Genomic DNA, 15,682 nt, shown 5'->3' with positions numbered 1-15,682 from the left:
GCCACAGGCAATCAAGTCTGTGGCTTTTTAATTAGTCGCATGCCTAAACTCGTCAGAGAGTTCAGCCCTGGCTCTTTTTAAGTTTTTTTGCGCTTGTTCAAAATAGCTTGGTGAGGTGTCGATAGCTTTTTCAAACAACTCGATTGCTTTCTCATAATTCCCCTCAAGCATCAAAAAGTAGCCTAGGTCATTGAGCGCATCAGCAGGTTCCATCGCTTGTTCAAAGGTTGCTAGAGCACGTTTATACAAGCCTTTCCTCACGTAAATTAGACCTAAATTTGTCCAAGCTCTATCCAAAGTCTGATCTTCCCTAATCGCTTGCCTTAGGTATTTTTCAGCGGTGGTGAGATCACCCGTTAAGTAATAGGAGTAACCCAGATTTGAGATAAGAATGGCAGAATGGGGCTGCAGCTCGATTAATAACCGGAAGTACTCTCGCGCTTTTTGGTGATTATTTTGCACATCATCTAGAATCGCTATCGCATTATATACTCTTGCAGGAGATTCTCTATCGGGGACGTACAACTCTCCAATTAAACGACTTGCTGTTATCGATGCAAGCCTTTGTTGGTCAAGCTCTATCGCTTTTTCCAAATGAACTCTAGCCTCTCTATACTGACGCTTATCCATGCTAACAACACCAAGATCGGCATGTACCATCACTAAATTAGGATCGAGTGTAAGGGCTTCATTATAGGCTCTAAAAGCGATGTCAGGATTCCCTCGCATCGTATGGATCCTGCCGATATGATAAAAAGTGTTCGCATTTTTAGCATTAAAATCCAAAGCTTGAATATAAGCGTAGAGTGCTTTTTCCAAATTACCCGATTGCTCCTCATTCCTCGCCTTTTTTAGTGCTTCCTCTTCAGTTTTAGGCGCTTCAAAATCAGATGTTATTGACGATAAGGCGCCAGCATCAAGCAGATCTTGTCTGTCAGGTGGCTTAATGGCTAACGGCTCATCTGGGGTTGTGGAGGAACACGCACTCAAGACCGCGAAAAAAAATAGTGCTAAAAATAGCTTTAGCGTACGTTTAACAGTCAGCATCATACATTCCTTATTTTTTTGTTTTTGATTGTAGCTGCCAATAGATTAAAAGGCTTGTCCCCATACTTTCATCACTTTTAATACTGCGGGCCCTACAGCCACAATAAAGAACGAGGGCCAGATACAGCACATCATCGGAAATATCATCTTTACCGCCAATTTGGCAGCTTGCTCTTCAGCAGCCTGCAAACGCTTATCACGATATTCATCGGAGAACACTCTAAGGGTCTCGGCGATCCCCGTACCTAAGCGCATACTCTGAGAAATGGCAGAGTTAAGACCTTTAATATCTTCCAAGCCCGTTCTTTCAGTAAACTCCTGAAGAGCGACTTTAATCGTCAAACCGGCCCTCACCTTACTGCAGACTAAATCAAGTTCACTGGCCAAATTGGGATGACTAAAAGCCAACTCTCTAGCCACTCGTTGCAAAGCTGCCATCAATCCTAAACCCGACTCACAGCAAACAACGAGTAGATCCAATGCATCAGGAAAGCCAACTCGTAATCTACGCATTCTTCTGTTAGCCAGTGATTGTAAAATCATTGAGGGTAAAAGAAACGCTCCTCCAATAAATAAACAAAATATGTAAACAACCCAAATTCCTGATATTTTTGGAAAGAGATTTAACATCACTATAGAGATAATGCCGCCAAGCAAAATTAATAGTAAACGAGATGCATTAAAAATCGCTAAAGCATTTTCTGAGTGAAAGCCAGCATGTATTAGCAATCTCCTTGTTTCATAATTGGAAAAGTTTAAAAAAGGCTTCTTTGCCATTTCCCCCAAACCATGCTCAAGAGTTCCTGTAGCATCTTTGTTTATGTTGTTTGCTGATACCCCTTCGTTAAGTGATTTTAGACGCTTTCGAAAAGGAGAATATACACCACTAATGAGGTATGAAATGGCGATGGCTAATGTAACCCCTGCGATACCTGCTACTGCATAAATCGCCCATTCAACATGTTGAGGATCATCGAAAAACTGTCCGAGTAAACCAATTAGGAAGTCCATATCACATATCTATCCTTATTATTTTACTGATCCAAAAGCCACCGATAAACATACCAATAGCCCCCCAGATTAATAATTTATGGCCCTCTTCAGTACCGGTAAGTTCGCCTACATATCCAGGAGTTTGGATGTAAATAACCGCAAACAAGGCAAATGGCAATAACATGAGTATCCACGCAGATAAACGCCCTTCTGCTGATAATGTTCGAACCCGTCGCCTAAAGGTAAATCTGAGACGAATAACTCTAGCAAGGTTATGGATATTTTCGGCTAAATTACCACCCGTTTCTTTCTGCACCATAACAGCACTAGCAAAAGCCATAGCAGAAACACTTGGGACTCTTTCAATAAAGGCTAAGACTGCTCTTTTAGTATCTTTACTGTAATTAATATTGGCAAACATCAAGCTAAACTCTTTAGCAAGGGGGCCTTCCATCTCTTCAGTAATTAACTTAATCGCATCAGAAAACGAGTAACCGGCTTGCAATGCACGCCTCAATACATCCAATGCATCGGGAAAGCTCTCTTCAATCTTGTCCATACGTTTCGCTGTATCCCGATTTAACTTAAAGTTGAATAGGTAAAGCGTTAACCCAAATACAAAAACACTCGCTAATGGCTCTCCAAGATATAGCCACACAAGAATTGAAAACGTAATAGCCGCAACAAGTGCTAAGGCGATAAACTGGTGTCCCATTAATTTATAATCAGCAAGTTCCAAACGGTAACTGAGGCTCTCTATAAATTGAAAACTTTCTAAAGAACGGCCAATGGGCCCCAGTTTTCCTAAACGACTTTTTCTTAAAAGCGAAGTTTCGAAAGTAACATCTCCGGACTCTTGAGAAAGTTTTTTCAATCGTTTTCTAATTAATGCTGTATTTGCCCTTTGCGGACTGTAAACAGGCAAGAACAGTGCTTGCGATAAAAAAATTACAGCAATAAAAATCAATCCAAGAAAAATAACTTCATTTGAAAACATAAGTTAAACCTCAAAATTCAGCAAATGGGTCACCACAATTGAATAAGTGATACGGTAGTTCAATACCATGTTGTTTCAATTTAGTATAGAAACCAGGTATCACACCCGTAGCCTCAAATTTACCAATAATATGTCCATCTTCATCGACACCCGAACGACTGAATCGAAATATCTCTGACATGGTAATAATGTCGCCTTCCATACCATTGATCTCTTGAATACTAGTAATTCGACGCCCACCATCTTCTTGTCGCTCCAATTGAACAACAAGGTCAATAGCAGATGCTACCTGGGTGCGAATATTGCTTACAGGCATATCAAACCCGGCCATGCACACCATATATTCAAGCCGACCTAAAGCATCTCTCGGACTGTTAGCGTGTAGCGTTGTAAGTGAACCTTCGTGACCTGTGTTCATCGCCGTTAACATATCAAGTGCTTCTCCACCACGAACCTCACCAATCACAATTCTATCTGGACGCATTCTTAAACAGTTTTTGACTAGATCTCGTTGAGATACCTCTCCTTTGCCCTCAATGTTTTGTGGTCGCGTTTCCAATCTAACAGTATGAGGCTGTTGTAGTTGTAATTCAGCAGAGTCTTCAATCGTGACAATTCTCTCATTAGCTGGAATGTACCCAGACAGCATATTGAGTAACGTCGTTTTACCACTACCTGTTCCTCCGGAAACAAGGATATTGAGTTTGCCTTTTACACTCGCTTTTAACAGTTCAATCATAGGTTCAGTAACAGACCCACCATTAATAAGCTGCTCAGCATTTAATTTATCAACAGCAAATCGTCGTATCGAAAGGCATGGCCCATCTAATGCGAGTGGTGGAATAATGGCATTAACACGAGAGCCGTCAGCTAAACGAGCATCAACCATAGGGGAGGATTCATCAATACGCCTGCCAACACTTGAGACTATTCTGTCGATAATATTTAGCAGGTGAGCATTACTATGAAACTTAATATTGACAGCTTGTAGTTTACCTTTTCGCTCAACATAAACTCTATCGAATGAATTGACCAATATGTCAGAGATCGTTGCATCGGCAAGTAAGATCTCCAGAGGTCCTAAACCTAGCACTTCATCAATAATTAACTTTACTAAACGCTTTCTAGACGAAAGGTTAATCGGTAAATGTAGATCCGAGAGTATCTTTTCACAGATCTGACTTATTTGACTTTCTGCTTGCTCCTTTGAAACGGTCTCAATGAGTGACAGATCCATAACGCTAAGCAATTTGTCATATAATTGAATCTTAATATCCTGCTCTTCTTGACTCAAAGGCTGAAATTCTGTGACACTTTTTTTATTCTGTTGATGAATATCCATATCACTTCCCTAATAAACGCCCCCAAAAACCCGCTTTCCGTTTGATATTTACTTCTTCTAGCGGCATTAATTCAGTTACGAGAGATTCAAAATCCTGTAACATTCTTTGTTTTCTAGCCAATGCTGTAATAGGCTTGCCTAATTCGACACATTCGCTCGACAATTTGTAATCATTAACAATGGTAAAGACAGAATTAATTCCAACCGTTTGTTTAATGTCTGCCAACTTTATATTTGACTGTTTGTCATATCGGTTTATAACAAGGTTAATTTTATCTTGGGTAATCCCCATATTATTAGTCAACTGCCGTATCAAATCTTTAGTTTGTCGTAAGTGCATAATATTTTGTTGTGTAACCACTAAAACTTTAGCATCGAGTAAAAGCTCACCATTCCAATGCTCTGGACCACGAGAAAAATCAAGAATCACCTGCTTGTGAAACTGTCGGCACTTTCTCACTAGATCTATCGTTTTTGACAGATCTAACTCATTGTTTAACCCTAGTAGCTCAAAAGGCTTAGATGCCAATAAATTTAAATTATTTTTTTTCGTCATGGTACTTTTCAGCGCTATTTCATCCAACTCTTCTAACGACCAAAGTGCATCGCATATGGAATAGTTAGCATTCATTCCCAAAATATGAGCTAAAGAGCCATGGTGGAGATCAGTATCAAGTAAACAGACATCGAAGTTTTCTCTCTGCGAAGCAATATCAGCTAAACTCGCGGCAATAAAACTCGCACCGGAACCGGATTTCCCATTAACCACTGCAAGTACAGGCGCAAGATCTGCGTCTTCAATCAAGCGGTTAGATACCTTCTCTATCGAGCCAAAAAGTTCTTTAGCTGAAGCGTCAATAGAAATAAAATCGCTAACGCTGTATTGAAATGCTAAGCGTAAGATATTTGGTGGAGTATCGTTACCAATTAAGATAATATCTGCAGCAAATTTTGATGCGTAAATAAGGGCACTTTTTGCTTCTAACTCGTCATTTGGCAGATGTAAAAGTACCAAATTTATATTATCTTGTTCTCTGCCCAGATAAGTTTCTAAATAGGAGTTCGCCGTCCAAGTAAACCTTTCTATTTTATTAAGATATGTCGTCATTCGCTCCAGCGTATTATCGCCTTGACTTGCAATAACGGCTCTAATAGGGAAAGGCAGTGACATAAGCATGGATAATTCATGCTCATCGTCAATATTAGAGACACACAATTCTAGCGACTTATCCATTTCACTCCTCTGCACCCTAAATAAATTACCTTTATTGACTATAGTCACTAATTCCTTAGTTATTATTTTATTTAACAAAAACTTCATTCACAGGTAGTCGTACCTCCTTTGAAGACACCCAAGCTTTCTCGTGGAAGAGTAGATGAAAAGGTTGGAGAATTAAGTGTTAGAGAAAGGCCTGGGACGATAAATTGATGCTGGTAATTTTTTATCTCTGCTCTCACTAGCCTAATATCACTTCCATAAGTAAAGTCTGTTGAATTAGTACCGTCAATATCTAAATAACTAATATATAGATTACCAATGCCCAAATTGGGAACTAACGAAGCACCATTGAAAAGGCCTAAAGTTCTTGTATCATCGGTAATTAAACATACAACAGCTATCCTTGCGGCTCTTCGTGCAGCTTCATGAAGCACATTATAGGTATAAAGCAAGCGGCCAACTTCAATTGCACTAAACAACAAAAGAAAAAAAACGCTCGCTACGATAGAAAATTCGATAGCGTATACACCGCGAATACGTTTCATATTGCCCTCACCGCATATTTTGAGGTTAAGTTAAAGCTAAAATCCACTCCATCCCCAAATCCAAATCCAGATAACTTATCAAAAAATATTGGAGTCCAATCATAATCTACGGTGATAACCACAATGCCACTACCGGCTGGAGTCTCTGCAATACTAACATCTGTAATCGTTATCCCAGATAACAGTGCTTTATTGCCGGTATTTGCGCCATAAATCAGTATGTTCTTAGTATCTGAGATACAGCCATTACAAGTGGCATCATTAAGAGTCGGCGGGATCCCGTACCCAGTAGTTTCGACAGTTTGAGACAGGTGCCGACCCGCGTCACGAATCATTCTCGTAAGATGGCTGTATTGATATATTCCGCGCCCAAGTTCCGCGGTAGTAAATATCAGCAACAGAAGCAGAGGTAAAAGCAGAGTAAACTCAACTGCTGCGACTCCATTTTGTTTAAGTTTTCGTGTCTTTTTGTTCATATGTAGGCCTTAAGAATCCGGGCTATCTGGGTCCCAATATAAGACGATTGTCGAACTATTTCCGACAAAATTAGGTTCCAACGATGCGGTCCCCGTATTTTTACAAACGTTCAAAAACTCACCCACGATGTAAGAGCTTTGACCGTTGCCACCGACTTGTTGAGTCAGGAAAAAACAAGCGGTTCCCATGATATCAATATCGTAGGAACCATTTTCATTTGGGTCACATACACCAACCACAACTGATAGTTCTCTTCTACCTGTTATTGCATGTTCGTTATCTGTTGTAGCACATGCTTCTACTGGCGATCTATTGTCGCTATCGTACTGAGCCCAGCTGTATGCGTTTATGGAGTCAGTTATTACGGTCTCCATTACAGGATGACCTTGTTCATCAACAACAGGAACGCCATCCAATTCAGCCTGAAGCTCGCCAATAGTCACAGGTGTACCTTCACAGATATTAGTGTCTCGAGGATTATCAACACTATTCGTACCTGCTTGTCCCCAAACACCAAATCTTGTGTTCATTCCTTGAGCGGCTGGGCCAACGGTATTACCTGTTTTAGTCGTTGCAATTAAGCCTTCTCCTACACATTCGTCAGGAGAGTAGGTGCCAGAAAAGGCATCACGCAAATCGCCACCACCACGATCGCCATTTAAACTAATAAGCTGAAAATTACCAGCACCATTAGCACTTGGTGCGCCAGAACCGACCTTCATGACATGTAAGCCCGGAGCTAATCCATAATTATCAGCAGCGGTTGAGCCTGGTTCTCCACAAACTAACAGCGGTACAACTTTATTAATGCATAATAAATCTTGACTACGCCCTGCAACAGCAGACGCTCTAACCTCTTTATTGAAATCAAGTATATCGGCTAGAAAGTTTGATAGAGGAACATTCTCAACACTCACTCTTACGTATTCACTTCCCTCGGCAAGTACGGCCGAAAATGGATCTGGTAATACCGAGAACTCCACCTGTAAACGCGTTGTGACTTGAGTTTGATTAAAATCTGGTAAGGTCAAAGATGCAGCTGATTTTAATTCTGCGTTTTCACCAAAATTCAAATTTTGTAGCAAAATGTTATAGGCTGCTTCTCTGGCTTCATAAAGCGTTGCACCACCCTGCAAATCTTTTGCAGCGCTCAATGCCGCAGCATCTACCGCATTTTGTAAGCGTCCTTTACTTAACAACAAATGACCACCGTCTAATGCTAGTGCTGCTACAGCAACAATTGCAAATATGCCGATGGTGAACATGACAAGAATAGCTCCTGTCTGAAACCCCTTATTAACGAGGTTACATGGTTTTTGAAAACGCTTTAAATCACGCATAACACGCCTCTAGATTAATTGCTACTCGAACTCCCCGCTGTCACAGAGCCCATATTTTTAGAACTTTGAGGCGCTACACTACTACCTCTATACGCCTGCATAACCTTACGACCATAGTTACCTTCAAGGCTAAGTATAATGCCGTCATTCCTTTCTGCAGCGTCTGGATCTAAAATTTGCACTTGCTTTATTTGATAATGACTTTCTCCCATAGGGAAATCATTAACTTGAGTACATCCTGTAAGAGCAAATAAACCCATAGTAATTGTCATAAAGGAGGTCAAGAAGGAAGTTGGCGTTATAAATTTCATAGTATTTTCTCCTAAGACTAAAGTGAATGCCCGTATTTTTGTTGGGTGCCAGTATCATCAAGCTTAGCTTCCGATTCAGCGGGTTCATAAAGGCTTTCACTCGAACCCTCACCTTTTTCTTTATGGGATAGCTTACCGAGAAGGTAAAATTCAACATCTGAAGGGAGCACGAACCCATCTGTTGGAAGAGAGATATCTTTCCTGTTGAATGGTCTAACTAGCCTGGGCGTAACAAGGATAACTAACTCACTCTGACCATTTTGAAAGCTTTTACTGGTAAATAACTGTCCTAAAATAGGTACGTCCCCAAGCCCGGGTAATTTGTCTATGTTTTCTCGAAGCGTGTCGCTAATCAGCCCACTGATTGCGATTGTTTGTCCATCTGCTAGTTCCACCGTCGTAGAGGTACTTCTCTTAACTAGTGCTGGAACAATAAGTGATGTGGATGTATTGCCTGAAATAGAAAAACCATTTGCTGTGCTTATTTCACTAACAACAACCTTCAAATTCAAATTAATTTGACCAGAATCAAGTACGGTTGGAACAAATTTTACGCCCACACCATAGTCACGGTATTGGATTGTTGTAGTACCATTTTCACCTGCTACAGGGATTGGAAATTCACCACCGGAAAGAAATTCTGCAGACTGGCCACTCATCGCCGTGACATTTGGCTCAGCTAGTACTTTTGCTAAACCGTTTTGCTTAGCAACATCTAATGCAAAATTCATTAGCAGGTCACCATTAATATATTGAGCAAAAAGCCCCTTTCCACTAACTCCGCCTATCCCCCCTGGGTCAAAACCACCACCGCCGCCACCAATAATACCGCCGGAGAGATTATCTCCTTGATTGAATATTAAAAATTTTGAATCAAATTGACGAGCAACATTTCTTTGCACTTCGGCAACAACCACCTCTAGCATCACTTGGTGATCACCACCAATCGTCATCATGTTCAAAACTCGACTAGGCGCTGTACCACCCGCCGCGGCCTCAGCATAGCCCTGAGCTAATTCCACTGCTGTATTCATCTTTTGCAAATTCGAAGCTTGCCCGCTTAACAATAATTGGCCTTGCGAGGTTTGAACTCCAAGCTTTTCAGTAGGCAAAAACTCATGAAGCCTTGTTTTTAAACCATTAAGATCATGGGTAACCTCTATGTCCATGATACTGGAAAGTTGTTCATTTTTATCCCAGATCATAATATTTGTACTACCTAACTGTTTACCCAAAATATACAATTCATCGTTAGGTAATAGCTTAATATCGGCAATACTTGGATTACCAACCGAAACCCGATGCACTGGTTCATTCAGCTGCAGAACTCTAGACTTGAATATTGGGATTTTTTGAATGTCACTTCGAACTCCAGCTGTCGGACCACCTGCGTGGGCTAACGAACTAAAAAGCAGCGCTAACAAACATATTAAGGAATATTTATTAAAAAATGGCATGTTGTTCTCCTGTCAAACACTACGCATTAGGCTTGTTAACGATGATCTAATTCTTGATCTTTATCTCTTGCTCTTTCATTCCCTTTAGCAAAAATACTTTATCCGAACTTTTTGCGCTTACATTTGCAACTTTTTGTATTGCAACTGGCTGGGGATCTTTCTCTTTTCTCGTTTCTTTCTCCTCAATCGCTGCAAGCTCGATAACAGCTGTATCGTTGGGATTTCTAAGGGCGAGCTGCAGTGATCCTCGACTTTTTGCAATCATCAAGATTTCTGCTTGTTCAAGGCTTAACTCAAGTGTGACGGCCCTTACGACAACCGGCTTGTTTTCGTCGCTAGAAGCTCTTTGGTCAATCGCTAAAATCTTAATATTAGAAAGTACAATGTCGGTTTTTATGCCGTTACTTTTGAATATATTAATGATATCTACGCGGTTACCTGGAAGAAGAAAACCAGCAACACCGACAACATCATTAACTCGAATCGTCACGGCACGCATTGTCGGAGTAATTAAACTCGCCAAGGTACTGCCTTCGCCTTTAACCGTTAACCTTTCAGCTCTTAACACTTCTCCTGGATACAGCCTTTGCTTAACCACCTTTCCCTCTGCTTTAGCGATATCGGTAACCGAACCTTTTGGTATGAACGCTTCTGGAACTGACGTTATAGCAAGGTGCTTCCGTTCCAATATCGTGCCAAGCGGGACTTGAACAGCCATAGTTATAACTGACTTAGTTTTACTGGTTACTTCCTCTTTAGTATTTGACTTCAACCAATTTTGAGCAAGGTAGACAGCTGTAACCCCAAATACCAATGATAAAACGACAAATAAGAGAGTTTTGTTATTCATTCTCCGCTCCTAGAATAAGACAAATTGCTTACACAAAATAAATAGACCAAGCCGAATCAACTAACGACGGAGTGACCACAGATTCAAACTCCATGAAGTTAATTTGATCAGACATTATTCCCAACAAATCTCGTGGGTAACATGGGATTAGAGGCTTCTTGAATCGCTCATGAAATTCAATCAACAAATACTGGAAAACTTCTTCAGTACAGCTTAGTTCAAGATCCGCACATACCTGAAACCAAATTTTTCTATACAACTCTTCATCAAGTGCATCAAAATGAATTTTGTAACCTAACCTTCTTAAAAAAGCTTCATCAACTAATTCATTTGGATCAAGGTTAGTAGAGAAAAGCAATATTTGTTCAAACGGGATCTCAAAATGTTCGCCAGATTGTAAACTCAAAAAGTCTCTACGCTCTTCCATTGGAATAATCCAGCGATTAAATAATTGTTTTGCGCTTATTTTTTGTCGCCCTAAATCATCCAAAAGCAAAATGCCGTTATTGGCTTTCAATTGAATAGGTGCCATATAAGTTCTGCTGTGACTATCAAATTGGACTTCTAGCATTTCTGCCGATAATTCCCCCCCGGTTATGCGCAGTGGACGTTCGCATCTAAGCCAGCGTGGATCATGGCCTTTCGCTAAATCTAAACTTGCTGGAATAGCATCCTTCTCGACTCGATGGTGTAATTCTGGGTCGAAAACCTGAATAACTTCATTGCCAATCGCGAGTGCATAAGGGATTAGTACATTGTCCCCTAAGGTTAGATTTAAATGACGACACAAATAACTTTTTCCTGTGCCTGGTGGTCCATAAATTAACACCGGCCGACTTGAATTCATCGCAGGGCCAATTTTAAACAATAGATCTTTTGGAAGAACAAGTGCAGCTAAGCCTTTTTCAAGCATCTCAAAAGTTATGGGATTGGCACGGCTAGACTGTTTTTTACATATCGAACTATATTGCCCTAAAGGTATAGGCGCTAAGCCTAGGTATCCGTTTCGCGAAAGAGCCAGCTTAGCGTGTAGTTCCCCACCCATACTTAATGCATAGCGCATTTGACCATCTGCTGTCGTTTGTCTATTTTCAACCCAAGCTAGCGTCTTAGCAGAATCGAGCAAATGTTGCACAATACCGCCGGTAACACCTAGTAACTTAACCATTTGCTCCCTAGTCAACACACCACCATTCATTAGATGTTTAAGTAACAAATCCAATAAAAGAGACTCTGATAGACCAGTTTGTTCGATAGTGGTCGGTCTTGGGGCAAGTTGTGCTGAGCGACTTGTAATTGCAGTGGTAAGTGTATCGGGAGAAACTTGTTTAAGGCTGTTATCCTGTTGCATAGCAAACCTCTAAAAAAGACTTTGGCTAATTGAAGAATACAAATGATTTACCTGTGGGTTTAAGCTACAAGCCCATAACCAACCAAGTGCAAGTGCGGGAGCGTAAGGTACTTTTTGCCCGGCGGCTTCTCCCTGTTCTGGCTTAAAATAGGTTCTCAGATAAAAACAATCCCAGTAGCGTTTAGCTGTGATTTTTATTCCTGATAACCCTGTCTTCCAAGCGATAAGTACAATACTGGTTAGTGCTCCTGCAACAATGGCGTATAATATACTCCACATAAGTAAGCTAGGCCCCATAATAGCGCCGATACCCATCATGAGCTTAATATCACCAGCACCTAGAATTCGAAACATAAATGTCGGAAATAGAATAATAAATGCTAAAGAAAAACCAACAAATGATATTAACAATCCGTTTAGCTGCGCAAAGTAGCTGTTAACTGCGAATCCAAAAAATATAGCGATAAGACATAACCAATTAGGAATTCTCTCTTTAGACAAATCAAAGGTGATAGCAAGTACAAAAAACATGCCCGCCGTGATTACTTGTATAGAAAGTTGAAGGTCCGTCATCACATGCCTTTACTAGCAAAGTCTGAAAAAATTATGCCCACATGTCACGTGGGCATTGATTTCTTGATGTCATTATTTTTAAGTTAACTGCAATCTGTACTTGCCCCATTGACTGCTGACGCCAAGCAATTAATCTTAAGCGTTGCATTGTTACCTAGGAGATTAAAAGCACCAATCATCCCTCCTACAACCAGTCCTCCTGCAATTGCGTACTCAACTGCGGTTAAACCACTTTCATCTTCTACAAATTCTTTTAACAAAGCTTTAATATTCATTTTTATCTCCACCAAACCAATTAAATTATTTTTGGCTTAAAGCCAAATTCCCTATGGACTGCTTAATTCATCCACATCGTTTAACGGTGTACGATGCTATGTATAAAGGTAGCAAAGCTTAAACTGAGTCACGTTGAAGAATAATTATCTGGTCTACTTTTGTATTTAGTAAACTCTCTATAATGAGTGGGTAATAGTCATAACAGGACAAGTAACCGACACCAAACACCGTTAAAGTCCGCGTTTAGGGCGCTTTAGTAGCGCTAAGCTACCTAAATAAGCAACCTTTCAACAGCTATACCTTCAATTTAGCGGGTTGAGTACTAGCATGTAAAGAGTAAAGTTTTTGTGAAATTAGACCAGTTATTTATTCAGTAGAATAAATAACTTATGCTTATTGCATATAAAATATACGATTTTTTGTATTGATTTCACCACATTAGCTCTAAATAACTTGTTGGAACCTATTCGTTAGAGATATTAGAAGCACAATTATTGCACTCCTGGAATAAAGCCCAAAATATAGAGAACATCATTTTATAACGGATTTGTTCAGCCAATCTTTTGACAGCTTTGCAAAGCTACAATTATAGCTGTCGTCAATTTCTTAACGGCACTTATCGTTAGCGAAAATGCAGAGCTGGAGTCCTAAGTTTACTTATGAGGAAATATTTATCGGGGAATTTATTTATAAACATCAACTGGTAATTACATAGTATGATATAAAAGCAAGTCAAGGTCTCCTATATAATGGAGTTCAGATTCAAAATGAATCAGACAAATATCATTTTCAGCTACAAAACAGTGGTTCAAAACAGTGGTTCAAAACGATAGGCCACTTACTTAATAATTTGATGGCGAATTATAACCCAGACGTGCCAGAATCTTATATATATTCGAGATCTCGTATTTAATTCCAAATTCCCTATCTATATAGTTTTGTATGTCTGTTCCTTTAAACTTATCAAGCTTGCTATTTTCAGTTATGTTATCAATGTAATTTGTAAGTTGCACCTGTTGAGATTCAGATAAACCTGATGGACGGCCAGGATGTTTTTTTTCTTCCAGTCCATGGAGACCATGGGATAAATAGTTACTTATCCATCTATTGACGCTAGTTCTGCTTACTTTAAGGTAAGACGCTATCTGATATCTAGATTTTCCATCTTGAAAATGTAGAACAGCTAACAGTTTAAGCCTCATTTTGGCGCTTTTCTCTTTTCTGATAAGTTGACTCAAAGCAAGGTTATCATAACAATAATTATCCATTACTTACTACCCCATCGATTATAAATATCCGGTCTAACCTGCAGTAAATCATTATCATCTACCCATATATTTTGATAGGTGATGATAATCGGCAGTGGGTTTGTTAGTTTAATATCTACAGTAGTTTTCCCACGCTTTGCGGAAGTTAAAACCCTTCGGCTTTTAGCATTTTCCCGGCTAATGAGATAGTCTGCAAATAACTCAGGATTAGCCAAGCGGATACAGCCATGACTTAAAGCCCTATCACTTCTATTAAAGTCTTTTTTATTTGGAGTATCATGTAAAAAAATCATCTTGGTATTAGGGATGGTAAAACGATACTTCCCCAGAGCATTTTTGTAACCAGACATTTGAACGAGCTTATATTCTATCAGTTCCTTTTTCAGCTGGTTAGCGCTCATTCCCTCTAGACTTTTAACCTCTTTACTACTTCCTCTTTTTAATAAAACAAACTGTTTATTCTGTAAGGATCCTGGTTGTTTTTCTAAGTTAACTAGTAGTTCTTTATAGATGATACTGCTCGGGGGAGTCCAAGTGGGGTTGACTGTTAATTTATTTATATACGTTTGTAATAATGGCGTTTTATTTATATTAGACCCAACAATCACAGCCATTTCCAAATTGATGGTATCTTCACCCTTTACCCGCAATTTAAATTCAGCAATATTAATCTCTACATATGTCTTTTGTAAATATTGGATACTCGCAAGTTTATCTTTAAGCGCTTGCTGTAGCTGAACCACTCTAACCGATGGGTAAATGTTTAGCTGTACCACCGTTTCTATTGTGAGCTTACCAATTTGCTTTAACCCATGGCGCATCTGGAATTTTTTAAGAGCGCTTGCGATACTCGGGTCATAAACCTGCTCTCTATAGGCAGAAAGATTATGATCGTTAATGTCTTCAAGCTTAAGCAACATCCATCTAAGTTTTGCTATCTCTATAGATTTCTGCCCTAAGCTAAAAGCTATTGGCTCCAATTGCGGCCATCGATAGCTTGATAGCTGTTTGTACTGCCTAATTTTTTTCCTCAAACGCATGATCTCTACATCAGAATCAACGAATGGGAATAGTTGTTCGTACTTAGAATGACTTTCTATGCTAATGGAGTGTTCATCATAAGAAGAGGTATTCAAATCGAATAAAGTGGTTGTTATTTTTCTTCTAACTTCAGTAAGATCCTGATGTGTGGCATGCTCACTTATACCAAAAACATTCGAGGTAGCTAGCCCTAGGTCTTGAGCTAAGCTTAAGCCTCTTTTAAGGCTACTCTTTGTGGCAATTCCTCCCACGCTTTCACTCGTATTTGCAGCAAATGCATTACAACTGATAATTGATATCAATAAACTGCAAAACAAAAAATGTTGCTTCAAATTTTGGCCCCAAGGTATCTGTTAGATTGAAAATCAGGTAATTTTCAATAGCCTCGTCCTTGAAACATTGGAAATGTGCTTTAATCACCAAACTGTGCGTGAGTCTGTTCACTTAGTCATCTGGTACCTATATGGTTTAGTATAAAACGAAGAGAATTACAAAGTCATCCCGTCATATAGTCACTAATGAATTCTCTTACTCTAACTGGTATTCAAAAAGTACTAGCAATAATTTCAAATTAACCACTATTTATTCAACACTT

16 protein-coding genes are annotated in these 15,682 nt (G+C 39.6%); all 16 read right to left on the bottom strand.

From position 1 onward, the window contains the following. Positions 1-27 precede the first annotated feature (27 nt). The 16 genes from L2755_RS01005 to L2755_RS00930 all read right to left on the bottom strand — a co-directional run bounded on the left by L2755_RS01005 (position 28) and on the right by L2755_RS00930 (position 15,419). Positions 28-1,047, bottom strand: coding sequence for a tetratricopeptide repeat protein (locus L2755_RS01005; protein WP_248978880.1), 1,020 nt, complete (start codon positions 1,045-1,047; stop codon positions 28-30). Between the two features lie 45 nt (positions 1,048-1,092). Next, entirely contained in the window at positions 1,093-2,058 is a 966-nt protein-coding gene (locus tag L2755_RS01000; RefSeq protein WP_248978879.1) for a type II secretion system F family protein, read from the bottom strand. Position 2,059: 1 nt separating this feature from the next. Beyond that, complete coding sequence (locus L2755_RS00995; RefSeq protein WP_248978878.1) at positions 2,060-3,037, bottom strand: type II secretion system F family protein; 978 nt, start codon at positions 3,035-3,037, stop codon at positions 2,060-2,062. Positions 3,038-3,047: 10 nt separating this feature from the next. Continuing rightward, complete coding sequence (locus L2755_RS00990; RefSeq protein WP_248978877.1) at positions 3,048-4,379, bottom strand: TadA family conjugal transfer-associated ATPase; 1,332 nt, start codon at positions 4,377-4,379, stop codon at positions 3,048-3,050. Between the two features lies 1 nt (position 4,380). Then, entirely contained in the window at positions 4,381-5,613 is a 1,233-nt protein-coding gene (locus L2755_RS00985) for a CpaE/TadZ family protein (RefSeq protein ID WP_248978876.1), read from the bottom strand. An 83-nt stretch (positions 5,614-5,696) separates the two neighbouring features. Further along, entirely contained in the window at positions 5,697-6,143 is a 447-nt protein-coding gene (locus L2755_RS00980) for a TadE/TadG family type IV pilus assembly protein (protein WP_248978875.1), read from the bottom strand. Next, positions 6,140-6,619 (bottom strand): TadE/TadG family type IV pilus assembly protein, encoded by a 480-nt coding sequence (locus L2755_RS00975; protein ID WP_248978874.1) that lies wholly within the window; start codon positions 6,617-6,619, stop codon positions 6,140-6,142. The genes L2755_RS00980 and L2755_RS00975 overlap by 4 nt, the downstream gene beginning before the upstream one ends. Positions 6,620-6,628: 9 nt before the next feature. After that, the gene (locus L2755_RS00970) at positions 6,629-7,960 is read right to left on the bottom strand and encodes a pilus assembly protein TadG-related protein (protein WP_248978873.1); all 1,332 of its coding nucleotides are present in this window, start codon (positions 7,958-7,960) and stop codon (positions 6,629-6,631) included. A 14-nt stretch (positions 7,961-7,974) separates the two neighbouring features. Then, entirely contained in the window at positions 7,975-8,271 is a 297-nt protein-coding gene (locus L2755_RS00965; protein WP_248978872.1) for a hypothetical protein, read from the bottom strand. Positions 8,272-8,288: 17 nt separating this feature from the next. Next, positions 8,289-9,728, bottom strand: coding sequence for a type II and III secretion system protein family protein (locus L2755_RS00960; protein WP_248978871.1), 1,440 nt, complete (start codon positions 9,726-9,728; stop codon positions 8,289-8,291). Positions 9,729-9,774: 46 nt separating this feature from the next. Continuing rightward, positions 9,775-10,578 (bottom strand): Flp pilus assembly protein CpaB, encoded by an 804-nt coding sequence (cpaB, locus tag L2755_RS00955; RefSeq protein WP_248978870.1) that lies wholly within the window; start codon positions 10,576-10,578, stop codon positions 9,775-9,777. Between the two features lie 28 nt (positions 10,579-10,606). Beyond that, positions 10,607-11,929, bottom strand: a complete 1,323-nt coding sequence (locus L2755_RS00950; RefSeq protein ID WP_248978869.1) for an ATP-binding protein — start codon at positions 11,927-11,929, stop codon at positions 10,607-10,609. Between the two features lie 9 nt (positions 11,930-11,938). Next, on the bottom strand, positions 11,939-12,502 hold the full coding sequence (locus L2755_RS00945) for an A24 family peptidase (protein WP_248978868.1): 564 nt from the start codon (positions 12,500-12,502) through the stop codon (positions 11,939-11,941). 83 nt (positions 12,503-12,585) lie between these two features. Then, on the bottom strand, positions 12,586-12,777 hold the full coding sequence (locus L2755_RS00940; RefSeq protein ID WP_248978867.1) for a Flp family type IVb pilin: 192 nt from the start codon (positions 12,775-12,777) through the stop codon (positions 12,586-12,588). An 843-nt stretch (positions 12,778-13,620) separates the two neighbouring features. Beyond that, on the bottom strand, positions 13,621-14,046 hold the full coding sequence (locus L2755_RS00935; RefSeq protein WP_248978866.1) for a helix-turn-helix domain-containing protein: 426 nt from the start codon (positions 14,044-14,046) through the stop codon (positions 13,621-13,623). Then, positions 14,046-15,419 (bottom strand): L,D-transpeptidase family protein, encoded by a 1,374-nt coding sequence (locus L2755_RS00930; protein WP_248978865.1) that lies wholly within the window; start codon positions 15,417-15,419, stop codon positions 14,046-14,048. The genes L2755_RS00935 and L2755_RS00930 overlap by 1 nt, the downstream gene beginning before the upstream one ends. Positions 15,420-15,682: the final 263 nt, after the last annotated feature.

The sequence above is a fragment of the Shewanella abyssi genome (assembly GCF_023284025.1).
In the GTDB taxonomy this organism is placed as follows: Bacteria; Pseudomonadota; Gammaproteobacteria; order Enterobacterales; family Shewanellaceae; genus Shewanella; species Shewanella abyssi.
The sequence above is the reverse complement of the archived record's forward strand: the minus strand, read 5'-3'. Positions and strand labels throughout refer to the sequence as shown.

What these genes read in the sequence shown, in the direction of transcription:
- L2755_RS00990 (WP_248978877.1), bottom strand. Translation starts at nt 4,379, where the DNA reads ATGGATATTCATCAACAGAATAAAAAAAGTGTCACAGAATTTCAGCCT.
- L2755_RS01000 (WP_248978879.1), bottom strand. Translation starts at nt 2,058, where the DNA reads ATGGACTTCCTAATTGGTTTACTCGGACAGTTTTTCGATGATCCTCAA.
- cpaB (WP_248978870.1), bottom strand. Translation starts at nt 10,578, where the DNA reads ATGAATAACAAAACTCTCTTATTTGTCGTTTTATCATTGGTATTTGGG.
- L2755_RS00960 (WP_248978871.1), bottom strand. Translation starts at nt 9,728, where the DNA reads ATGCCATTTTTTAATAAATATTCCTTAATATGTTTGTTAGCGCTGCTT.
- L2755_RS00995 (WP_248978878.1), bottom strand. Translation starts at nt 3,037, where the DNA reads ATGTTTTCAAATGAAGTTATTTTTCTTGGATTGATTTTTATTGCTGTA.
- L2755_RS00975 (WP_248978874.1), bottom strand. Translation starts at nt 6,619, where the DNA reads ATGAACAAAAAGACACGAAAACTTAAACAAAATGGAGTCGCAGCAGTT.
- L2755_RS00945 (WP_248978868.1), bottom strand. Translation starts at nt 12,502, where the DNA reads ATGACGGACCTTCAACTTTCTATACAAGTAATCACGGCGGGCATGTTT.
- L2755_RS00940 (WP_248978867.1), bottom strand. Translation starts at nt 12,777, where the DNA reads ATGAATATTAAAGCTTTGTTAAAAGAATTTGTAGAAGATGAAAGTGGT.
- L2755_RS01005 (WP_248978880.1), bottom strand. Translation starts at nt 1,047, where the DNA reads ATGCTGACTGTTAAACGTACGCTAAAGCTATTTTTAGCACTATTTTTT.
- L2755_RS00935 (WP_248978866.1), bottom strand. Translation starts at nt 14,046, where the DNA reads ATGGATAATTATTGTTATGATAACCTTGCTTTGAGTCAACTTATCAGA.
- L2755_RS00965 (WP_248978872.1), bottom strand. Translation starts at nt 8,271, where the DNA reads ATGAAATTTATAACGCCAACTTCCTTCTTGACCTCCTTTATGACAATT.
- L2755_RS00980 (WP_248978875.1), bottom strand. Translation starts at nt 6,143, where the DNA reads ATGAAACGTATTCGCGGTGTATACGCTATCGAATTTTCTATCGTAGCG.
- L2755_RS00950 (WP_248978869.1), bottom strand. Translation starts at nt 11,929, where the DNA reads ATGCAACAGGATAACAGCCTTAAACAAGTTTCTCCCGATACACTTACC.
- L2755_RS00970 (WP_248978873.1), bottom strand. Translation starts at nt 7,960, where the DNA reads ATGCGTGATTTAAAGCGTTTTCAAAAACCATGTAACCTCGTTAATAAG.
- L2755_RS00985 (WP_248978876.1), bottom strand. Translation starts at nt 5,613, where the DNA reads ATGGATAAGTCGCTAGAATTGTGTGTCTCTAATATTGACGATGAGCAT.